This window comes from Yeguia hominis (assembly GCF_014384705.1).
GTDB classification, from domain to species: domain Bacteria; phylum Bacillota; class Clostridia; order Oscillospirales; family Acutalibacteraceae; genus Yeguia; species Yeguia hominis.
Genome location: NZ_JACRSN010000006.1, coordinates 128,048 through 148,527 on the forward strand (window position 1 = coordinate 128,048; position 20,480 = coordinate 148,527).

Annotated in this window: 18 protein-coding genes and 1 pseudogene; 1 reads left to right on the forward strand and 18 read right to left on the reverse strand. The window is 56.9% G+C overall.

Going from position 1 to position 20,480, the window contains the following annotated elements; all coding sequences use genetic code 11:
* Positions 1-56 precede the first annotated feature (56 nt).
* The 16 genes from IAG03_RS05635 to hprK form a co-directional block, all read right to left on the reverse strand.
* Positions 57-680 carry a PrsW family glutamic-type intramembrane protease gene (locus IAG03_RS05635; protein WP_249318891.1) on the reverse strand — a complete coding sequence of 208 codons (624 nt, stop codon included), beginning with the start codon at positions 678-680 and terminating at the stop codon, positions 57-59.
* A complete protein-coding gene (locus IAG03_RS05640; protein ID WP_249318893.1) occupies positions 677-1,303 on the reverse strand; it encodes a histidine kinase in 627 nt (208 codons plus the stop codon). Before IAG03_RS05640 ends, IAG03_RS05635 begins: the two co-directional genes overlap by 4 nt.
* Positions 1,290-1,652, reverse strand: coding sequence for a DUF4179 domain-containing protein (locus IAG03_RS05645; protein WP_249318895.1), 363 nt, complete (start codon positions 1,650-1,652; stop codon positions 1,290-1,292). The genes IAG03_RS05640 and IAG03_RS05645 overlap by 14 nt, the downstream gene beginning before the upstream one ends.
* Complete coding sequence (locus IAG03_RS05650; RefSeq protein ID WP_249318897.1) at positions 1,639-2,187, reverse strand: RNA polymerase sigma factor; 549 nt, start codon at positions 2,185-2,187, stop codon at positions 1,639-1,641. Before IAG03_RS05650 ends, IAG03_RS05645 begins: the two co-directional genes overlap by 14 nt.
* Before the next feature lie 49 nt (positions 2,188-2,236).
* Complete coding sequence (locus tag IAG03_RS05655; RefSeq protein ID WP_249318899.1) at positions 2,237-2,461, reverse strand: DNA-binding protein; 225 nt, start codon at positions 2,459-2,461, stop codon at positions 2,237-2,239.
* Between the two features lie 349 nt (positions 2,462-2,810).
* A complete protein-coding gene (locus tag IAG03_RS05660) occupies positions 2,811-5,312 on the reverse strand; it encodes a heavy metal translocating P-type ATPase (protein WP_249318901.1) in 2,502 nt (833 codons plus the stop codon).
* On the reverse strand, positions 5,313-5,693 hold the full coding sequence (locus IAG03_RS05665; protein WP_249318904.1) for a heavy-metal-associated domain-containing protein: 381 nt from the start codon (positions 5,691-5,693) through the stop codon (positions 5,313-5,315).
* Positions 5,694-5,706: 13 nt separating this feature from the next.
* Positions 5,707-6,009, reverse strand: coding sequence for a metal-sensing transcriptional repressor (locus IAG03_RS05670; RefSeq protein ID WP_249318908.1), 303 nt, complete (start codon positions 6,007-6,009; stop codon positions 5,707-5,709).
* Positions 6,010-6,126: 117 nt separating this feature from the next.
* Entirely contained in the window at positions 6,127-6,684 is a 558-nt protein-coding gene (locus IAG03_RS05675; protein WP_249318910.1) for a TetR/AcrR family transcriptional regulator C-terminal domain-containing protein, read from the reverse strand.
* A gap of 386 nt (positions 6,685-7,070) precedes the next feature.
* Positions 7,071-7,244, reverse strand: coding sequence for a hypothetical protein (locus IAG03_RS05680; protein ID WP_249318912.1), 174 nt, complete (start codon positions 7,242-7,244; stop codon positions 7,071-7,073).
* A gap of 460 nt (positions 7,245-7,704) precedes the next feature.
* Positions 7,705-8,673, reverse strand: a complete 969-nt coding sequence (locus IAG03_RS05685) for an ATP-dependent 6-phosphofructokinase (RefSeq protein ID WP_249318914.1) — start codon at positions 8,671-8,673, stop codon at positions 7,705-7,707.
* Positions 8,674-8,797: 124 nt separating this feature from the next.
* Positions 8,798-12,322: a DNA polymerase III subunit alpha gene (locus IAG03_RS05690; protein WP_249318916.1), complete on the reverse strand. Its 3,525-nt coding sequence runs from the start codon at positions 12,320-12,322 to the stop codon at positions 8,798-8,800.
* A 1,172-nt stretch (positions 12,323-13,494) separates the two neighbouring features.
* Positions 13,495-14,388: a DNA-binding protein WhiA gene (whiA, locus tag IAG03_RS05695; RefSeq protein WP_249318918.1), complete on the reverse strand. Its 894-nt coding sequence runs from the start codon at positions 14,386-14,388 to the stop codon at positions 13,495-13,497.
* Between the two features lie 9 nt (positions 14,389-14,397).
* The gene (rapZ, locus tag IAG03_RS05700; protein WP_249318920.1) at positions 14,398-15,255 is read right to left on the reverse strand and encodes an RNase adapter RapZ; all 858 of its coding nucleotides are present in this window, start codon (positions 15,253-15,255) and stop codon (positions 14,398-14,400) included.
* Between the two features lie 23 nt (positions 15,256-15,278).
* Complete coding sequence (gene murB, locus IAG03_RS05705; protein WP_249318922.1) at positions 15,279-16,196, reverse strand: UDP-N-acetylmuramate dehydrogenase; 918 nt, start codon at positions 16,194-16,196, stop codon at positions 15,279-15,281.
* 54 nt (positions 16,197-16,250) lie between these two features.
* A complete protein-coding gene (gene hprK, locus IAG03_RS05710) occupies positions 16,251-17,216 on the reverse strand; it encodes an HPr(Ser) kinase/phosphatase (protein ID WP_249318924.1) in 966 nt (321 codons plus the stop codon).
* Positions 17,217-17,768: 552 nt separating this feature from the next.
* Between hprK and IAG03_RS05715 the strand changes: the two genes are divergently transcribed.
* Positions 17,769-19,100, forward strand: a complete 1,332-nt coding sequence (locus tag IAG03_RS05715; RefSeq protein WP_249318926.1) for a glycosyltransferase — start codon at positions 17,769-17,771, stop codon at positions 19,098-19,100.
* Positions 19,101-19,633: 533 nt separating this feature from the next.
* Here IAG03_RS05715 and tnpA read toward each other — a convergent pair.
* Both tnpA and IAG03_RS05725 read right to left on the reverse strand, forming a co-directional pair.
* Complete coding sequence (gene tnpA, locus IAG03_RS05720; protein ID WP_249318928.1) at positions 19,634-20,110, reverse strand: IS200/IS605 family transposase; 477 nt, start codon at positions 20,108-20,110, stop codon at positions 19,634-19,636.
* Between the two features lie 185 nt (positions 20,111-20,295).
* Positions 20,296-20,480: pseudogene (locus IAG03_RS05725) on the reverse strand (hypothetical protein); the annotation flags it as partial.

The window sequence follows — 20,480 nt, forward strand, 5'->3', positions numbered from 1 at the left end:
TTTTCAAAAAAAATTGAGAGCCGCCAAAAAGCAGCTCTCAAGGAGTGTGTTTTCAATTATTCTCTCCGCCCGAAGCGGAACAGCCTTCCCGCCGCTATCAGCAGCGCGGGCAGGGCGTAAGCCATATACTGCGCCGCGCCGCCGTAGGCAATGAGCAGATTATAGATGGCGTGCAGGGTGATGGCCGCACCCAAGAGACCGCAGGTCCCGGCGATCTTCAGCCATGTCCGCTGCCAAGCGTAGGCAAGCCCGCCGCCCACGATCAGACCGCACAGCACGTGCATCGCGCCCGTCCCGAAGCCCCGGAAAAAAATGAAGGAGAAGCGGTCGGCGCCGTTCTGGATAAGATAGCACACATTTTCAAAGGTGGCAAAGGCAAGGGCGACCGTGACGGCAGCGGACTTGATTTTCTCGCCCTCCGGCTCGAACACGAGAAGATAGAACGCCAGCGGCAGCAGCTTCATCATTTCCTCCACCACCGGCGCGATCTCCACCGTGGCGGCAAGGACGTCCGCCCGGCACACCGCCGCGAGGAAAGTGTTAATGTAGGCCGAGAGCAGGCACACGCCCATCCCGGCGATGCAGAACAGAAGAAGGCGCAGCTGCCGCTTTCCCATGCACAAAGCGGCCACCAGCAGCGGGGACACCATGCACAGGAAGATGTTTTCGATGTAGGTCACGCACCCACCGCCTTTCTCGTGGCAGGCAGCAGCCCCAAAATGGTCAGCGTCAGCAGCATATCGCACCAGAAGGTTGGGCTTGCCGGAGAAGCATCCGGCCAGAAGCAGCCCGCCGTCCAAAGCAGGTATTCCGAGGCAGCAAAGCACAGCACCCCGATGTGAAACCATCGTATATTCCGCGCCGTGCCTGTCTGCCCGTTTGCATAGACCAGCCCCCGGATCGCGCAGAAGGAAAGCCAAATCATCATGCCGCACCAGATGAGGTTCGAGAGAATATCCCCGAAGGTGCAGTAAAATACCAGCAGCGGCACACCGATCAGCGGCGCAAGCCACGCCCTCCGGCTAGAAAAAACGCGTTCCTCTTTACAGGCCGCCGTTGCCTGCAAAATGCGCAGAAAAATCACGCTGGACACCCAGCCGAACTCCGACACGTAAAAGACCCGCGGCGTCGCTCCAAACAGCAGCAGGTACAGCGTCCAGTAGAGCGCCCCAAGCGCAAAGCATCCATAGAAGCAGAGCAGCAGAAAATACTGCTGTCGTCTGCTTTTCCAGTAGGCAAATCCTGCAAGGCAGGCTCCCAAAAACGTGACCAGTAATTGCAGCAGGTTCTCAATCAGTTCCATGCCGCCCCTCGCTTTCCCCGTTCTGCGCGTCCTCCCGGCACATCTGCCGCAGCCGGAAGCACAAAATGGTCACGCACACGCCTAAAAGAAACGCCAGCAGTCCGATGACGATATATCCCAGGGCGGCGCTGCCGTGAAAGATACTTGCCGCCGTTTCAAAGCCGGAATACTCGCTTTTCTGTATCCGCGCGGCAATACCGGGCATGGCGAAAGACGCGCCCACGATCAGCGCAAGGCATGCCGCCGCAGCCGCGAACACGGTGATTCTGCCGCGCCGCAGTTTTTGTTCCCGGTTTCTTGCGGCGATGCGCCGCTTTGTTTCCGCAACACGTTCCTCATGGCTCCGCATTCGTGATTCCCTCCCGTTCCAGCAGCCTGCGCAGGCTCTCTTTTCCCCGATACACCATGTTGGTGATCTGCTTTACTGTTTTTCCCGTGACCTGTGCAGCCTGCGCGTAGCGCATGCCCTCAAAATAGGTAAGATAGAGGACCTCCCGATACTCCGGGTTCATCTCGCCCATGCAGAAATGCAGGATGCGGTTTCGTTCCTCAGTCTGTGTAACCTCCTCCACCAGCACCCGTCCATCCGGCTCGTCCGCCAGTTCGTCCAGACTGAGCAGGAACTTCCGCTTACTTTTGCGCCGCAGCGCCATGTGCCGCGCCGCCTTGTAGAGATACGCCTTGAAGCCGCCGTCCCGGATGCGCGGCTTTTTCGTGAACAGATAGGCAAAGACATCCAGCATCAGCTCCTCGGCGTCGTGAACGTTGTGCAGGTAGCCGTCGATATACAGCGTCAGGGGATCGCCGTATTTTTTCATCAGGGCATGAAGCCCCGCGTCGTCGCCGCTCAGATATTGGCGGTATAAACTCTCGTCGCAGGCCATATCGTTCACTTCCTTTGTTGCGGATGCTTAAAATGCGGAAGGGGATCCATCAGGGGGCTGTCCCATCCGGATTGCGGCGCTGTCCCTTGAAGCGCAGGTCAGAGGGCTTTTCCGCGTTCTCCGGGATCGCCCATGAGCGCCCGAACCGGAATACGCCGGAAATGCGGCCCTCGGCGCAATCCTGGTTGCCCCGCCGCTCTGATACACCCAAACGATAGGACGCCTCCCGAATGGAGATCTCGACCTTGATCCCGTTCATACCGCACTTGCACATGGAGAATTCTCAATAAAATACATCATATACGAATATCCGAAGAAACACAAGGTATCCGGCAAAATGTTCCGAGTATTTTTCACCGTCTCCCTTCGTGCTGACCATGATGACACTGACCGGCTTGAGGCGCTCCTTCCCGAAGCGCACAAAAAATCAACAGCAGGAAGCACATGCCATCAAGATGGATTTTACTTATGCCGAAACGATCCGGATTCCCCCAAAAACCGAGTGTATTCGCAGACGCAGAACCCCCGGCGCAACGAATCGCCACGCCGGGGGGCCGAAACTGTCTTTTCTTCCTTATGCCCCGCCGCTTTCCGGCCGGAGCTTTTTGTCTGTGTATCGCGCTTTACCGGCAGCTGACAACCGTATACCCGGCGTCCTCGACTGCGCGGCGCAGCTTCTTCTGTGTCACCTTTCCGGTGCAGGAGACGACTGCTGTTCCGGATTCGTGGCTGACCGCAGCGCTCGAAACGCCGGAAACGCCTTCCAGTGCAGCTTTGACCCGTGCTTCGCAGTGTCCGCACATCATGCCGTCAATTTTCATCGTAATTTCTGTCATTTTCGCATCCTCCGTCTGTTTGATTTTTTTCGGCCGCGCGCGGTACATCTGAAAGAAGTTCAGCCGCAGCGCATTGGAGACCACACAAAAGCTGGAAAGGCTCATGGCCGCTGCGCCAAACATCGGGTTGAGCGTCCAGCCGAATACCGGAATCCATACCCCCGCAGCCAGCGGGATTCCAATCACATTATAAATAAATGCCCAAAACAGGTTTTCGTGGATATTCCGCAGCGTCGCGCGGCTCAGCCGGATCGCCGCCGGAACATCCGAAAGCCGGTTCTTCATCAGCACGACATCGGCCGCATCGATCGCCACGTCGCTGCCTGCGCCGATCGCAATTCCGATATCCGCGCGCGTCAGAGCGGGCGCGTCGTTAATGCCGTCGCCGACCATCGCAACCCGTCCTTTTTCCCGCAGCGACCGGATCACCTGTTCCTTGCCGTCGGGCAGAACGTCCGCAATGACCTCGTCCACACCGGCCTCTTTTCCGATTGCCGCCGCAGTCCGGGCGTTGTCTCCGGTCAGCATCACCACGCGGATGCCCATCTCCCGCAGTTCCCGAATCGCCCGCGGGCTGTCCGGTTTCATCACATCCGCAACGGCAAGAATGCCGAAAACGGTTCTGTCTCTGCAAAACAGCAGCGGCGTTTTCCCCGCTGTGGCAAACGCCTCCGCCTGATTCTCGATCTCTGCGGAAACCAGTCCCTGCTCTTTCAGGAATTTCAGGCTTCCGCCGTAAACCGGCACGCCGTTCTGCTTGGCGGAAAGCCCGCTTCCGGGCAGCGCCGTAAAGTCCGACACGGCGGCGGGCGCAATTCCCGCTTCCTGTGCGCGCTTCAAAACGGCCTTTGCAAGCGGATGTTCGCTCTTTGCTTCCAGCGCAGCAGCCAGCGCGAGCAGCTCTGTCTCGGAAACGCCCGGCGCAGGAAACAGATCCGTCACTTCCGGCTCTCCGGCCGTGATGGTGCCGGTCTTATCGAGCGCAACCAGCGTCACTTTCCCGGTTTCTTCCAGCGATTCCGCTGTTTTGAACAGGATTCCGTGTTTCGCGCCGGCGCCGTTGCCGACCATGATGGCGACCGGCGTTGCAAGGCCGAGCGCGCACGGACAGCTGATCACAAGCACCGAAATGCCGCGTGCAAGCGCATACCCAACCGATTCCCCCGCGAAAAGCCAGACCGCAAACGTCACCGCCGCAATGGCGATCACAATCGGAACGAACACGCCGGACACCCGGTCCGCAATCTTGGCGATCGGCGCTTTGGTGGCCGCCGCGTCACTGACCATGCGAATAATCTGCGAGAGCGTCGTGTCCTCGCCGACGCGTGTGGCCTCGCACTGCAAAAAACCGGACTGATTCACCGTTGCCGCAGAGACCAGATCCCCTTCCGCCTTGTCGACCGGAAGGCTCTCCCCGGTCAGCGCCGCCTCGTTGACCGCGCTGCTGCCCGAAAGCACCACGCCGTCAACCGGGATATTTTCGCCGGGACGCACCAGAAAGACGTCGCCCTTGCGCACTGCGGCGATGGGGACCTCGGTCTCCGCACCGTCACGCAGCACGACTGCCGTTTTCGGTGCAAGCCGCATCAGCGCCTTGAGCGCATTTGTCGTCTTGCCCTTGGCGCGCGCCTCAAGCATTTTCCCCACGGTAATCAGCGTCACAATCATCGCCGCCGATTCAAAATAGAAGTCGTGCATATAGCCCATGACCGCGTCCATATCGCCGCGCAGCTGTGCGTCCGTCATCGCGAAAAGTGCATAGGTGCTGTACAGAAAGGCCGCCGCAGAACCGAGTGCAACGAGCGTGTCCATATTCGGCGCGCGGTGCCAGAGGCTTTGAAACCCGCTGATGAAAAAGCGCTGGTTGATGACCAGGATGATCGCCGTCAAAAGCAGTTCGACAAGCCCCATCGCAATGTGATTTTCTGCCCATGCGGCGGGCAGCGGCCAATTCCACATCATATGCCCCATAGAGAGATACATCAGCACGAGCAAAAACCCGACTGACGCGATCAGACGGCGGCGAAGGCGCGGCGTTTCGCGGTCAAGCAGCGCGTCTTCCTGGGAAGACCTCTGCTCTGCTGCGGACGCCTCCTTCGGTTCGGCGTGATACCCGGCATCCTCCACCGCTTTGACAACCGCCTGCACAGAAGCCGTTCCTTCCACCCCCATGGAGTTTGTCAGCAGACTGACGGAGCATTCGGTCACGCCCGGAACCTTGGAAACCGCCTTTTCCACACGCGCGCTGCACGCCGCACAGCTCATGCCGGTTACGGTATACTGTTTCATTTACAATGCCTCCGATTGAATCGATTCCACATGATAGCCTGCCCGGCGCACGGTTTCCTCCAACTCTTCGTCCGATACCGGCCGGGTTGCCAGCACCACTGCGTTTTGCTTTTTTAGGCTGACCTTTGCCGAAACGCCGTCCAGCTCGTTGAGCAGCTCCGTCAGGTGATTCTGGCAGTTTTCACAGTGCATGCCGGAGACGGAAACCACCTTTTTCTCTACGACCGGTTCGGTAAGTTTTTTCGGCTTTGCGCGGACGCTTCCGCCGCCGCAGCATCCGCCTTCTCCGCGCATATGCCGGATGGAGCCTCTGACCGCAAATGCAACAATCACGAGCAAAACCACAATGAAAACAATGGTTCCGATATTTTCGCGGTCCATAAAAAAGCCCTCCTTATTTCATCAGCTTTTGCAGTGTGCGCACCAGTTCGTCGATGGTTTCGTCTTTTCCTTCGCGAATATCTTTTGCAACACAGGTTCGAATATGATTGGCAAGCAATTCCTTATTAAACGCATTGAGCGCGGCGTTGACCGCCGCAACCTGTACGAGAATGTCCGGACAATAGGCGCTTTTCTCGACCATCCCCCGAATGCCCCGCACCTGGCCTTCAATCCGGTTGAGCCGGTGAATCAGGCTCTGATATTCTTCCTTGGACCGCTCTTTGGTCTGATGGCAGCCGCAGCATGCTTTTTCCATGGCGTTCCTCTCCTTTTTCGCAAGATACCCTCATGGGGTATCTTTATCATATACCCATATAGGGTATCTTGTCAACCGCAAAAAATCCGTCCTTTTCCCCGAAAAGGACGGATTTTCTTACGATTTTGCACAATTTTCCAAAGCATGCCGGATGTTCCCGTCAAAAATCACGCCGACACGCCGAATGAACCGCTCCGCGTCCATTCCCATGCCTTCCCGAACCCACTCAAAGATCATGCCGACCAGCGCGTACTGATAAAACGAGACAATAATCTGCAAATCCGATTCCGCGACCTGCAGCGATCCGGCCCGATCCCGCACAAAGTCCATCATAATGTGCCCGGCAAGCTGCAGCATGTATGTCTCCACCCATTCACGCCCGGAGGAATGATAAAGATGATAAATGGCGCGCTTGTTTTCAAGCGCAAAGTGAATCGCCTGCAAAAAGCCGTCGACCCAGGATTCCACCGGATCGTGCGCCTTGAGGATAGTCTCCGCTTCTTCCCGGAAGATCTCTTCGAGCAGCGCGTAGATGTCGCGGTAATAGTAGTAAAATGTGTTTCGGTTGATCTCACAGCGGTCGACAATATCCTTGATTCCGATCTTATCCAGCGGCCGTTCGTTTAAAAGTTCGAGAAACGACGCCTCAATTGCCTTTTTGGTGAATTGGGACATCCACCGCACCTCCTGCTTTCCAAAAGTAATCCGCACAACGTCATTTTCGGGTGCATATCGGAAATGGCCTTTCCCATCAGGATATCATTATGCAGGATTTTTAAAAATTTTGCAAGTCCCTTCTGCACGCCCTCTTTTTCTCCGAAAACACAAGCCGAAACAGACCCCGCCGCCTGCCGTTCGCCCTTCCATCCCGATTTGTCTGCCGTTTGTCTGCCGGCTGCAAGCGGTCTGCAAATGATGCCGCGCAGAAACGCCTTTTCAAAGAACGCCGAGCTGTTCCCCGCTTCTGCAAAAGGCCGACCCGCCGGCCAAACCGGCAGCTTCAATCGGCCCGACCAGAGCCGATTGCCGGCATGCGTCTCAACCGAATCTGATTTTGCGGGTCATACCCAGCGCGCCGCAGCTGGCGCCGCCGCTGAGGAAAGCTGCGCGCAGCACGCTGCGCTTCCGACGCATCCACCTGCGCCGCTTGCTCCTAAGCCCGCAAACGGGCAAGTGCGGTTCCAGCGGCAGCTTTCTGTTGCGGGCGCCTCTGCTTTCGTATCTCCTCTCGACATGACTGCACCTCCTGTTGTAGCTTCTATTCTTAAGGATGAGCAAAACGCAAGTTTCACAAAGCCGAATCGCAATATATAGAATTCAAGCAAGTTAGATGGAACTATATATTGTTTGGACTTGTGAGTAAATCGGAGTTTTGCTCATCTCTAAGCTTCTATTCTACAACAGAAGGTGCTTTTTTTACGGTCCGTTTTCTTGGGTACAGTCCAGACTGATTTCCCGAAGGGATTCCATTTTATGAAAGCCGTACTTTCTCCGCACCGCCATGCGCTATAGAACGCGTCTCCGAACGCGCCCTGCTGCGCCAATTCCTGTGCGCACTTTGCAGGGAAAGCGCCGCGCACTTGCGCACATGCAAGGCCGTGTTTCACCGCACCGGCGCTCTAATCCGTTCTGTAGAAAAAGCCCCGCGTGCAAGACATCACGCGGGGCAAATACTTCACTATAAAGTCCTTAATCTTAAATCGAGAGTCTGCAGGCGGTCTTATACATGTCGAGGTCAAAGACCCGCTTCATCGAGAGCGCCTCATCGATCTCATAGTCGACCACGTTTCCGTTGCGCACCGCAACCACGCGCCCGACCTCGTCGTTTTTGAGCAGCAGCACCGCGCGGTATCCCATCAGACCCGCCATTACGCGGTCGCGCTGGGTCGTCGTGCCGCCGCGCTGCACGTGTCCGAGAATCGTCGCGCGCGCTTCAAAACCGGTTTCCTGCTCGATGGCCTCGGCGATCTTGTTGGAATCTCCGGCGCCCTCCGCCACCACGATGATAAAATGCTTTTTGCCGCTCTTTTTGGCCTCCAGCATCCGTTCAATGACGTCCTTCTGGAAATCGAACGGCACTTCCGGCACCAAAACGGCGAACGCGCCGACTGCAATCGCCGTATGCAGCGCAATATCGCCGCATTTGCGTCCCATGACCTCCACGACGCTGCACCGGTCGTGCGATTCTGTCGTATCACGGATGCGGTCCGTCATCTCGACCGCCGTATTGATTGCGGTATCAAAGCCGATGGTATATTCCGTACAGGCAATATCGTTGTCGATCGTGCCGGGAATCCCGATGCAGGGAACGCCCTGCGCCACCAGATCCCGCGCGCCGCGGAAGGAGCCGTCGCCCCCGATAATCACAAGTCCGTGCAGATTGCGCGCCTTGCAGATCGCCGCCGCCTTCTTAACGCCTTCCGGCGTGCTGAATTCCGCACTGCGGGAAGAATGCAGCATCGTGCCGCCGCGGCCGATAATGCTCGAAACGCTGCGCAGGCTCATTTTAAAAATATCTTCTTCGAGAAGCCCGGTATACCCGCGGTTAATCCCGTAAACATCCATTCCAAAATAAATTCCCGTCCGGACGACCGCTCGAACCGCCGCATTCATTCCAGGGGAATCTCCGCCGCTTGTTAAGACTGCAATTCTCTTTCTCGGCATCCCGAAAACCTCCTTTTGACTGCCTGATCTTTTTCAAAATCTACTTTATGATAAATCATTTTTCCACCCTTTGTCAACTGGGAATTCCGATCGGCGCAGAATTCGGCACCAAAGCCTGCCGCTCTTATTCCCGCAGCGCGACATTTTTTTCTCCGAGCAGCTTTTTCAGCTCCCGGAGCAAAATGGGATTGACATCCACCCAGCGTCCGGCGGGCGCTGCCTTGAGCTTTTGGGTGTCCTCGCAGAACACATACAGCGGTGTCGTCCCGTCAAAAATCGCGAGATACTGCATCGCCTTGCGATAGGCGGGGGCCTCTTCCCCCGAAATCCGGAGATACAGCCCCGGCCGCCGGGATTTTTGGGGTTCCTGCGGCGTTTTCGCCGATTCTGCCGGCTCAGCCGGTTCCGGCGGTTCCGTAAGCGACGGCGGCGGCAGCAGCCGTTCACAAACGAGCGACACGCCGCGGTTTTCCGAGCTGCTCACGCGCCCGTAAGCGCGCACCGCCTTGCCCTCTGTCAGCAACGCGCCATATTCGCTGAGCGTATTCGGAAACAATAGCAGCTCCACCGACCCGAAGCAGTCCTCCAAAACGGCAAAGGCCATGGTTCCGCCGGCTTTCGTTGTCTTGAATTTCACCGAAACGACCATGCCCAGCACCGTCACACGGTCGCCGTCCCGCACCGGGCCGTCCTCCTCGCTGAGGGCATCCGTCCGCGTCAATTCCCGCCCTGCATAAAACGGCAGATACGGCGCCATCGGATGTCCGGAAAGATACAGCCCCGTGACGTCCTTTTCCATGGCAAGCCGTTCCGACTCCGGAAATTCCTCATAGGCCTTGATCGAATACGCGGACTCCTGATTTCCGGCTGTGAGGTCGAAAAATCCGATCTGCCCCTCGACATTCCGGCGTTTTGTCTCGTCAAGCGTATCGAGCAGTCCGCCCGCCGCATAGAGCATCTCCTTGCGGTTATTGCCCAGATGATCCAGCGCGCCGCACTGCACCAGGCTCTCCAGCGCCCTGCGGTTTAGCTCCTTGCCGTACATCCGCTTGCAAAACGCATAGAACGACTCGAATTTTCCGCCGAATTCGCGTTCCCGGATCAGCCCGTCGATAAAGCCCTTCCCGAGATTTTTCACCGCCTGCAGACCGAACCGGATGTCCCGTCCCGAAACGCTAAAACCGTTTTGGCTCTCGTTTACGTGCGGCGGCAGCACGCGGATCCCCAGGCGGGTGCATTCCGCGATATAGCCGACCACCTTGTCAGTGTCGCCGAGGACGCTCGTCAGCAGCGCCGCCATGTACTCCCGCGGATAATGGCACTTGAGCCATGCCGTCCGGTATGCGACCACGGAATAGGCCGCCGCATGGGACTTGTTAAAGGCATAGGAGGCAAAGCTCTCCATCTCGCTCCAGAGCGCCTTGGCGGTGTCCTCATCAACTCCGCGCCGGATGCAGCCGTCGACTTCCACGGTGCCGTCCTCGCGCGTCAGGCCGTAGATGAAAATCTGACGCTCCCGCTCCATCACGTCGGCCTTTTTTTTGGACATTGCCCGCCGCACCACGTCGGCGCGCCCGAGAGAATAGCCCGCAAGCTCCCGGCAAATCTGCATGACCTGCTCCTGATAGATGACGCAGCCGTAGGTCACGCCGAGAATGCCCGCCAGCTTCGGGTGCCGGTAGCGCACGCGCTCCGGATGATGCCGGTTCTCAACATAGGTCGGGATAAAGCTCATCGGCCCGGGCCGGAACAGGGAAATCACCGCGATCAGATCCTCGATGCTCTCCGGACGGCTCTGGATGAGCAGACGCTTCATGCCCGGAGATTCAAACTGAAAGACCCCGACCGTCTGCCCGGCGCTGATCATCGCGAACACCGCGGGGTCATCCTCCGGAATTTTCTCGATATCGCAATCCGGCACGGTCCGGCGGATCATCTTCACCGCATCGTCGATCACGGAAAGGTTGCGCAGGCCGAGAAAATCCATCTTAATCAGCCCGAGCTCATCGAGCGCCGTCATGGTGTACTGTGTGACCGTCGCCTCGTCATTTTTGGCAAGCGGCACATAGTCGCGCACCGGCCGGTCGGTGATAACAACGCCGGCGGCGTGCGTGGTGGTGTGGCGCGGCATTCCCTCAATCTTCCGGGCCATGTCGATCAGCTCGCGTGTCTGCGGGTCGGCCTCGTAGCGCGCCCGGAAATCCGGCGCATACTCCGGGCTGCCCGGCTGCGCCTGCAATACGCCGTCCAGCGTGACCTTGAGGACGCGCGGAATCAGCTTGGCGACGCTGTCGACCGCCGCATAGGGAATGGCCAGCGCACGGCCGACGTCCCGGACCGCAGCCCGCGCCGCCATCGTATCAAAGGCGACAATCTGCGCCACGCGGTCGCTGCCGTATTTGCGCACCACATAGTCGATCATCTCCTGGCGCCGTTCGTCGCTGAAATCGATATCGAAATCCGGCATGCTCACGCGCTCCGGATTTAAGAAGCGTTCAAACAGCAATTGATAGCGGATCGGGTCAATTCCCGTGATGCCGATGCAGTAGGCCGCCAGGCTGCCCGCACCGGATCCTCTTCCCGGCCCGACCGGAATCCCCACGGATTTTGCATACTGCACATAGTCGTTGACAATGAGGTAGTAGTTGACATACCCCATCTTTTCGATGACATCCAGCTCATAGGCAAGACGATCGAGGACTGCCGGATCCGGATGCTTCCCATATTTTTCGCGCAGACCCTCTTGGCATTTGCGGCGGAAATAGGCGGTGGAATCCTCGCCGCCGGGCGCCTCAAAGCGCGGAAGCTTGGTCTTGCCGAATTCAATTTCCAGGTTGCAGCGCGCGGCGATTTCCAGCGTGTTGTCGAACGCCTCCGGATATTCGGGAAACAATTCCCGCATTTCGGCCTCGCTTTTCATATAGAATTCATCGGAGCCGAACTCCATCGCATTGGGATCGTCGACGGTGCGTCCCGTTTGGATGCAAAGCAGCACCTTGTGCATACGGCTGTCCTCGCGTGCGATATAGTGGCAGTCGTTTGTCGCAACAAGGGGAATCGAAAGCTCCTGCGCAAGCTGGGTCAGCTGCGGCAGTACGCGTTTTTGCTCCGGAAGGCCGTGATCCTGCAGTTCCAAATAGAAATTATCCGCGCCGAAGATCTCGCGGTAACGCAGCGCCGCAGCTCGTGCACCCGCAAGGTCGCCCGCCAGAATCGCGCGGGGGATCTCGCCGGCAAGACAGGCGGAAAGCGCAATCAGCCCGTCGCTGTGCTTTCGGAGCAGCTCCAGATCCACGCGCGGTTTGTTGTAAAAGCCCTCGGTCCAGGATTGGGAAACAAGGGTAATCAGATTTTTGTAGCCGGTTTCGTTTTTGCAGAGCAGCACCAGATGGCGGTTTTCTGCATCAAAGGCGTGTACTTTATCGAAGCGGGTTCGCTTTGCGACATAAACCTCGCACCCGACAATCGGCTTGATGCCGCGCTTTTGCGCCGCCTTGTAAAAATCAATGACGCCGTACATCGCGCCGTGGTCGGTGATGGCGAGCGCCGTCTGTCCCATCGCCTTGGCGGCGTCAAGCGCCTGTTCGATGCGGCATGCGCCGTCGAGCAGACTGTATTCCGTATGCAGATGCAAATGCACAAATCCCATGGCGCACCGCCTTTCTCTCAGCTTTTTGAAAAATTTTTAAATTGCGCGAAGATTCCCGTTTATTTTTCCCGGATGCAGCTGTCCAATATGCAAACCGCAGCCGAATCCTTCTTTTCAGGCGCCGCTCACCTGCCGCTATGCCGGCGTCTTTCAGCAGGCAGCGGTTTTCCGCTTCGATGCAGGCGCCGCCGGCCGCGCTTTTTTCGCGCGACACGCCATCCATCAAACCTGCCAAAAAGCGCCTCGCCGCCCGCCTTCCGTGCACCGCTCCGCGGCCGCCGTGCGCGGCAGCGCCGCGCACGGCAAAGCCGATTTGCCTGTTGGCAAATCGGCGCGGCGCCTGCACCCAAAGCGGACAAACCGCCCGTACACTTTCCGGCATCAAACACGCCCGCATTCATTTAAGAAAACCACAAAACCTACATTGTGCATACCGCAGGCCAAAAAAATCTCCGGCGCGATGAAAGACACTCCGTGTCCGCGACGAAAGGCACTCCGTGTCCGGTAAAAGATATTACCCGTCCGCGTAAAAAAGCCACAGAACGGTAGGCACGACCTCTCGCGTCCAGCACGCCACAGAACGGAGAAAATCTCCGGCGCGGGAAAAGAAACATAACCACGGAACGGAGAAGGTTACCTCCCGCGTCTAGGGCACCACGGAACGAAAAAAGTGACCGGCGCGATGAACGGCACTCTGTGCCAGGTAAAAAAATTACCCGTCCACGTAAAAAAGCCACAGAACGATAGGCACGTCCTCTCGCGTCCACCCGGTCACAGAACGGCGAAAACCTCCGGCGCGATAAAAGACACTCCGTGTCCGGTAAAAGATATTACCCGTCCGCGTAAAAAAGCCACAGAACGGTAGGCACGACCTCCCGCGTTCAGCACGCCACAGAACGGAGAAAATCTCCGGCATGGGAAAAGAGACATAACCACGGAACGGAGAAGGTTACCTCTCGCGTCCAGGGTACCACGGAATGGAAAAAAGTGACCGGCGCGACGAAAGACACTCTGTGTCCGCGATGAAAGGCACTCTGTGCCAGGTAAAAAAATTACCCGTCCGCGTAAAAAAGCCACAGCACGGTAGGCACGTCCTCTCGCGTCCACCCGGTCACAGAACGGCGAAAACCTCCTGCGCGACGAAAGACACTCCGTGCCCGCGATGAAACACACTACGTGTGTGCAATCTCCAAAATCCGCTGCATCCGGTGATTGACTCCGGAACGGCTCAGACCCAGACGCTCCGCCATCTCGCGCAGAGACATCTCCGGATTCTCCAGACGCAGCAGCGCAAGCTCCCGCAGCTCTTCCGGAAACGCTTCGATTCCGGAAGTTTCCATTACCCGGCGAATCGCTTCGGTCTGGCGGATTGCCGCAGAAACCGTCTTGCTGATGTTAGCCGTCTCAAAATTCGTCTTTCTGTTTACATAATTTCGAACTTCCTTGAACATCTTTGCCTGCATCAGCTCCATCGCGGAGCTGTGCGCACCGAGATAGGTCAGCAGATCCGCGATCCGCTCACTTTCCTTGAGGTACACAAGCATGTTGTTTTTCCGCGCAGCAAGCGCCGGCTGCATGCCGTCCTCCATACCGGAAATCAACGCAAACAATCCGCTGGCCAGCGACGCATGCGGCGTTGCAAATTCCAGATGATATTCCTTGTACGGGTCGCTGACGGTTCCGCAGACCAGAAACGCGCCGCGCAGAAACGCCGCCTGACAGCAGCTTTTTTGCAGAAACGCCATTCGGATCTCAGGCGTCTCCTGTTCTTCCGGTTCTCCAAACACCGAAAGCAGCCGTTCTCGCTCGGCCTCGCCTGCCAGCCGGACGGAAAATGCCGGGGAGGAACGCCGCATGACCGTGCCGGCCTCGGCAATCACGCCTGCCTGCGCGCTGACTGTTTCCGCAAAATGCCGGGCCAGCAGCCCGTTCTCTGTATGATATTCCGCATCCTTCCAAAACAGCCGGGAGAACCGCAGCATGCCGTAACACTCGGCCAGTTCGCAGCAGGACGCCTTTTTTTCAATTTGAAGCAGTTCCTTTTTGACATCAGACGCAAATGACACAGATCCACCTCACTGCTGTTTCCGGATATCCCGGTGGTTTGCAACCGCACGGCTGCCGGTTTCGCACAGATGGTCGCACAGGCTCTGCGCAATGGCCACGGACCGGTGATGCCCGCCCGTACAGCCGATCGCAATCACAAGCTGACTTTTTCCCTCCGCAACATATAGCGGCACCATGTAATCCACCAGATCGAACAGCCGGGTGACAAAGCCTTTGGTCTCCGGCGCCTGCATCACATAGTCAAAGACCGGCTTGTCCAGTCCGGTCAGTTCACGGAGTTCCTCCACATAAAACGGGTTGGGCAGACAGCGCACGTCAAAGACGAGATCCGCCTCCTTAGGCAGCCCGTGTTTAAACCCGAAGCTGATGCACTGGATCGACATCGACCCGCCGGTCTCCTCGAAAAAGAGGCCGGTAATCCGGTTTTTCAGCTGCGCCGAGGAAATCAGCGACGTGTCGAAAATGTAGTCCGCCATATCGCGAATCGGCCGGAGCATATTCCGTTCTGTCGCAACCGCCTGTTCGACAGAGCCCAAAAACTGGTTCGCCAGCGGATGCTTTCGGCGCGTTTCCTTATAGCGGTGAATCAGCACATCATCGTCGGCGTCGAAAAAGAGAATCCGATAGGAGTTTCCCGCCGCCTTCATTTCCTCAAGCGTCTTGAGCAGCCCGCCGAACAGCTTTCCGCCACGGATGTCCGTCACCACCGCAACACGTTCCATGCCCGCCTGTTCAGAGAGCGCGTAAAAGGTCAAAATCAGTTCCGGCGGAAGGTTGTCGACGCAGAAAAAGCCGATATCCTCCAGCGCATCGATTGCGCGGGATTTTCCCGCCCCGGACATGCCGGTTACCAGTAAAAATTCCATTGTATTGTTCCCACCCTCAAGGTTTATCCCAGCATTCGAACTTCACATTCCAGCGCGACGCCGCATTCGCGCAGAACCGTTTCCTGAATCAGGGCAATGAGCGCCCGGACATCCGCACAGGTTGCCCCGCCGCAGTTGACGATGAACCCGGCGTGTTTCTCACTGACCTGCGCGCCGCCGATCCGCTTGCCCTTCAGGCCGCATTTTTCAATCAGCGCGCCTGCAAAATGGCCCTCCGGGCGCTTAAAGACGCTGCCCGCGCTTGGAAATTCCAGCGGCTGCTTTTGCCGTCTCCGCCCCATAAAGTCATCCATTTTTGCGGAAATTTCCGCCCGGTCTCCTGCCTGCAGCGAAAGCTCCAGCGAAAGAATCGCCGCGCCGTTCTCCGCATAGGCGCTGTGCCGGTAAGAAAGCCCAAGCGCCTCACCGGAGAGCGCGCCGGCCGTGCCGTCCGGCAGCAGGTGCCTACACTGCGATAATACATCCTTCATCTCGCCGCCGTACGCGCCGGCATTCATAAACGCCGCGCCGCCGGCTGTTCCCGGAATGCCATAAGCAAATTCCAGTCCGGAAAGCGCATGTTCCCGCGCAAATACACAGACCGCCGAAAGCGAAGCGCCGGCTCCGCAGACAAGACCTGTCTCGCCGGAAAGCCGGATTTCCCGAAACGCACCGGCAAGCCGGAGCACCGCCCCGCGAACCCCGGCGTCCGAAACAAGCAGGTTTGACCCGTTCCCCAAAAGCAAAACAGGCACCTCTGCCGCCCTGCAGAGTCCAAGCGCCTTCTGCAGACCTGCCTCATCGCCTACGGATACCAGCAAATCCGCCGGTCCGCCAATTTTAAATGTCGTATACGCCGCCATCGGCGCTGCACGCCGGGTCACACACCCGATCGCGCAAAGCGCCGGTTCCAGCGTGTCCATCCACTGTTTTTCGCTCATCGTCACACTCCCCGTAACTGCCGGCTCCGGAACGAGCCGCCTGTTCTGTGGTTCTTAAAAATCGAGATCCCGGCGTTTTTCCGGCGTCTTGATCACAGAAATATCCATGCCCAGATTTGCGAGCAGCTCCTGTGTCGCGTCGTAGCCCATTTTCTTCTGCCGATTGTTCATTGCCGCGACCTCGATGATAATGGCCAGGTTGCGGCCGGGTTTTACCGGAATGGTCGTTACCGGCACCTTGATGCCGAGGATTTCCGCATATTCGTTGCCGGTCCCCATCCGGTCGTAGGTTTTTGTGCTGTCCCAGATTTCCAGGTTGATGCACATGTCGATTTTTTCCGTCATTTTGACCGCCGCCATACCGAAAATCCGGCGCGCGTTGACGATGCCGATTCCGCGCAGCTCGACAAAATGGCGGATATTGTCCGGCGCAGAGCCGACAAGCGATTTTGCGGAAACCTTGCGAATTTCCACCGCATCGTCTGCGATCAGACGGTGGCCGCGCTTGATCAGTTCAATCGCCGTCTCGCTTTTTCCGACGCCGCTGTCGCCGACGATCAGGATGCCTTCGCCGTATACCTCGACCAGTACGCCGTGGCGCGTGATACGGGGCGCAAGCTCCACATTCATGTAGGAAACCAGCGCCGCCAGAAGGCTGGACGTCGTTTCCTCTGTTCCGAGCAGCGGCACTTTATAGCGTTCCGCAGCAAAAAGAATTTCCCGCAGGGGTTTGATTCCCCGGGCAATAATCACAGCCGGCGGACGCCGGGAAAAGAATTCGTCGAGCGCATCCTCACGCTGTTCCGTCGGGAAAGACATGAGCAGCCCCATCTCCGTATTGCCGAAAATCTGGAACCGCTTTTCATCAAAATAATCCAAAAATCCGTTAAGCTCCAGACCGGAGCGGTTGACATCCGGCGAGGAAATGAGAATTTCCTCCGGATCCTCCGGCATATAGATGGCGCCCAATGGGACGTCCTTCATGACTTTTGAGAGCGAAACCGTATACGCAGTTTTCATTCCATCAAATCCTTCGTTCTGGTTTTTCCGTGCAATAGCGCCATTTTTGCGCCTCCTGTTTTTCTATTTATCAGTATACCGCATTTTTGCGCAAGTTTAAAGACGAAAGCACAATTTATTCCGGGAATTTGTATTGAATCCGGACAAAAATGTGCTATAATAACCTCAAAGAGACCTGCTGCGCAGGTCTTAAAGGCGGCATCGCCGCCTTCCGGAAGCTTTCGCTTCCGCACCTTTGAGAACATTTTGCTAACGCATAATCCCCTCTAAAGAGACCTGCTGCGTAGGTCTTAAAGGCGGCACCGCCGCCTTTCGGAAGCTTTCGCTTCCGCACCTTTGAGAACATTTTGCTAACGCATAATCCCCTCTAAAGGGATCTGCCCCACCGGCGGGTCTGCTGCGCTGGATCTGTCGGTTTTTCCATTTGCCAAGCGCACAATTCGCATTTACCTGGATTTTCCAGACACATAAAAAGCCGCCTGCAGGTTTCTCTGCGGGAAAGGCTGCACCCCGCTGCACGCCGGGGATTCATTTTTTCCGAAGGAGCCACTTATGAAAATCGCAATTTGCACAGACGCCTATTTTCTGCAGTCCGATACGGCTGCTTCTCACGCATATGTCCTCGAAAAGGGTCTTTCCGCACTCGGCCACCAGGTTATGGTGCTGACCTCCGACCTCGAAAGCGACGGCTTTTACGAGGAAAAGTCACTGGCCGCTGTAACGGCCCGGCCCTCGAAAAACGCCTACCGGCAAAGCGCCCGCCTGTTTTCGATCGGCAAAGGAATCGCCGCGCTGAACACCTTTTCCCCGGACATTATCCAAATTGAAACGCTCTCTCTGCTGGGCTATCAGGCCGCCCGATTTGCCAAAAAGCACAACATTCCGGTCGTCACCACCGTTTTCGGTCTTTCCGACGCGCTCGGAACAAGCTTTTCCGGCCTTTTTGCGCCGATTCCGACTTTTTTCTATAAATATCTGACCTGCAAAATTCTGGAGCTTACCGACGTCATCACCGCGTTCACCGGAAAGCTGGAATCCGAGCTGCACACGATCGGCGTCGAGAAAAAAATCACCGAGGTTCCCTGCGCCGTCGATTCTGAAATGTTCGGATTCGACACCGTCGATCCGCAGAAAATCCAGAAATTTCGGATGAAACTGGGACTCGGCGCCTCCAAAACGGGCATCATCTACGCCGGGCCGCTCGATTCTTCCAGCGGACTGGAGGCGCTGCTGGAACTCTGGGCCGGCTCCGTCAAGCCCGCCGACAATCTTCAGCTTGTCATTGCCGGTGCGGATATGCACCCGGACGAGCTGACCGAAATGGCAAAAATCCGCGGCGTGACGCGTCAGCTTTCTTTTGCAGGAAAAGTGGAGCACGAGGACATGCCCGCGCTGTTCCGTGCGTGCGACGCCTTTATCAGCACCTCGATTTCCACGTCGGTGCACATGTCGCCGGTCGAAGCAATGGCCTGCGGCCTTCCGGCGCTGCTCAAGCAGGGCTGCTCCAACGCCGATTTCCTCGAAGAGGGGCGCAACGGCTTTACGTTCACCAATTCCAACCAGCTTAAAAAGATTCTGCTGAGCCTTGCCGGGCTGGATACCAGCGGCAAACGGATGCTCCGCAAGCTGGTCAGCAGCACCGTCCGGAAATTCGACGAAATTACGGAAGCAGAGGCCTATGAAGAGATCTACCGCTCTCTGCGTTCCGGCGGCCGGGGCATTTCCCGCACGGCTGTCCCGTCGGTTCCGCGCCGTTCTGCGCAAACCGATGCCTTTTTCGACTATGAAGAAGAGGAACAGCAGGAAAGCCGCCGAACGAAATTCATGCCGCACTCTTCGGAAGAGACCGGATTCGGGGACGACTATTACATCGGCGGAGAATAATTGCGCCGCAGCGTACCTGTGCTGAAAGCTGCGCTGTTTCGCGCTTCCCGTCATGCGCTTCACCAGTATTGTATGCGCCGCCCGCGCGCAATATTGCCGTCTGCACCCGGAGCCGCGGTTTTGATTTGCCGCCCAATCGGCCATCCAGGCCTGCCGGCATCTGCTGCGCCGTACAGCGGACCCATCGCTGCCGCGCATACAGAGATTCGTTCGCCGCGCGGCGCACCATCGCACCGCGGCGTGTTTGCGGATTGTGCGCGAAACGCCGGGGGCTCCGCTGTTCTCCGCGTTTCATACTTGCCCGATCCGTTCCTGGCGGAATCAGGACGGAGCCAACGCACAAACGCGCAGTCGATCGAAGCACCCCGAAAAAAGGTCAAAGCGGATTATTAACCGATTCAAATCATAACCACCGGCCGCGCCGGTGGTTTGCACTAGCCCCCTTGGGGCATGACCCGGGCTGAGCCTATAGGCTCGTCGAAAAGTCTGCCAACCGCGCAGTTTTCCCGGGCTGCCCCTAAAGGGGCTTTTGTTTATTTGCCTCCTCTTACCGGCTCACCCGTAAACGGGTCTACGAACTCCTTGATGCTGAGTTGGTCGTCTGTGTAATCTTCTTGGAGCTGATTTTTGATATACTCCTCTATTGCGCGCCTATTTCGTCCCACTGTGCTGACGTAATATCCCCGGCACCAGAAATGCCGGTTCCCATACTTGTACTTGAGATTTGCATACTTTTCATAGATCATTAAGCTGCTCTTTCCCTTGAGATTTCCCATAATCTGCGATACGCTGTATTTCGGCGGTATGGATACGAGCATATGGATATGATCTTTGCACGCTTCTGCTTCGTGGATCTCGATACCCTTATATTCGCACAGCTTTCTGAGCATCTGTCCGATATCCTGTTTGATCTTTCCGTATATGATCTGTCTCCTGTATTTCGGCGCAAATACGATATGATATTTACATTCCCACTTCGTGTGTGCTAAACTACTGACATCAAGTTTCATTTGGACTTGATTCCTCCTTTGATTTTTTGTTCTTGGTTGGCAGACCATCTTCATTTTATCAAAGGAGGACATTTTTTCTATGCATAGCTAAAGCTTTTTGGAACCACCGGCATTGCCGGTGGTTTTCTTTATACAATAAATATCTCCCCGGCTGTGCCGGGGGGATTTCTTATGCGGGCGAAGTCCTATGTTACCAGCCGCGCCTCATGCGGCGTTGGTACGGTCTGACATCTGCATGGGGCTTGTTGCCGGCTGCCCGTAAACGGGCTTAGAAGTTTCCCATTGTCAGCTGTTCGCCCATCCTATCTTCCTCTAACTGATTTCGGATGTACTCCTCTATTTTCTTCGCATTCTTTCCTACGGTGTCTAC

What these genes read in the sequence shown, in the direction of transcription:
- IAG03_RS05640 (WP_249318893.1), bottom strand. Translation starts at nt 1,303, where the DNA reads ATGGAACTGATTGAGAACCTGCTGCAATTACTGGTCACGTTTTTGGGA.
- IAG03_RS05645 (WP_249318895.1), bottom strand. Translation starts at nt 1,652, where the DNA reads ATGCGGAGCCATGAGGAACGTGTTGCGGAAACAAAGCGGCGCATCGCC.
- IAG03_RS05650 (WP_249318897.1), bottom strand. Translation starts at nt 2,187, where the DNA reads ATGGCCTGCGACGAGAGTTTATACCGCCAATATCTGAGCGGCGACGAC.
- IAG03_RS05655 (WP_249318899.1), bottom strand. Translation starts at nt 2,461, where the DNA reads ATGTGCAAGTGCGGTATGAACGGGATCAAGGTCGAGATCTCCATTCGG.
- IAG03_RS05660 (WP_249318901.1), bottom strand. Translation starts at nt 5,312, where the DNA reads ATGAAACAGTATACCGTAACCGGCATGAGCTGTGCGGCGTGCAGCGCG.
- IAG03_RS05665 (WP_249318904.1), bottom strand. Translation starts at nt 5,693, where the DNA reads ATGGACCGCGAAAATATCGGAACCATTGTTTTCATTGTGGTTTTGCTC.
- IAG03_RS05670 (WP_249318908.1), bottom strand. Translation starts at nt 6,009, where the DNA reads ATGGAAAAAGCATGCTGCGGCTGCCATCAGACCAAAGAGCGGTCCAAG.
- IAG03_RS05675 (WP_249318910.1), bottom strand. Translation starts at nt 6,684, where the DNA reads ATGTCCCAATTCACCAAAAAGGCAATTGAGGCGTCGTTTCTCGAACTT.
- IAG03_RS05680 (WP_249318912.1), bottom strand. Translation starts at nt 7,244, where the DNA reads ATGTCGAGAGGAGATACGAAAGCAGAGGCGCCCGCAACAGAAAGCTGC.
- IAG03_RS05685 (WP_249318914.1), bottom strand. Translation starts at nt 8,673, where the DNA reads ATGCCGAGAAAGAGAATTGCAGTCTTAACAAGCGGCGGAGATTCCCCT.
- IAG03_RS05690 (WP_249318916.1), bottom strand. Translation starts at nt 12,322, where the DNA reads ATGGGATTTGTGCATTTGCATCTGCATACGGAATACAGTCTGCTCGAC.
- rapZ (WP_249318920.1), bottom strand. Translation starts at nt 15,255, where the DNA reads ATGGAATTTTTACTGGTAACCGGCATGTCCGGGGCGGGAAAATCCCGC.
- murB (WP_249318922.1), bottom strand. Translation starts at nt 16,196, where the DNA reads ATGAGCGAAAAACAGTGGATGGACACGCTGGAACCGGCGCTTTGCGCG.
- hprK (WP_249318924.1), bottom strand. Translation starts at nt 17,216, where the DNA reads ATGAAAACTGCGTATACGGTTTCGCTCTCAAAAGTCATGAAGGACGTC.
- IAG03_RS05715 (WP_249318926.1), top strand. Translation starts at nt 17,769, where the DNA reads ATGAAAATCGCAATTTGCACAGACGCCTATTTTCTGCAGTCCGATACG.
- tnpA (WP_249318928.1), bottom strand. Translation starts at nt 20,110, where the DNA reads ATGAAACTTGATGTCAGTAGTTTAGCACACACGAAGTGGGAATGTAAA.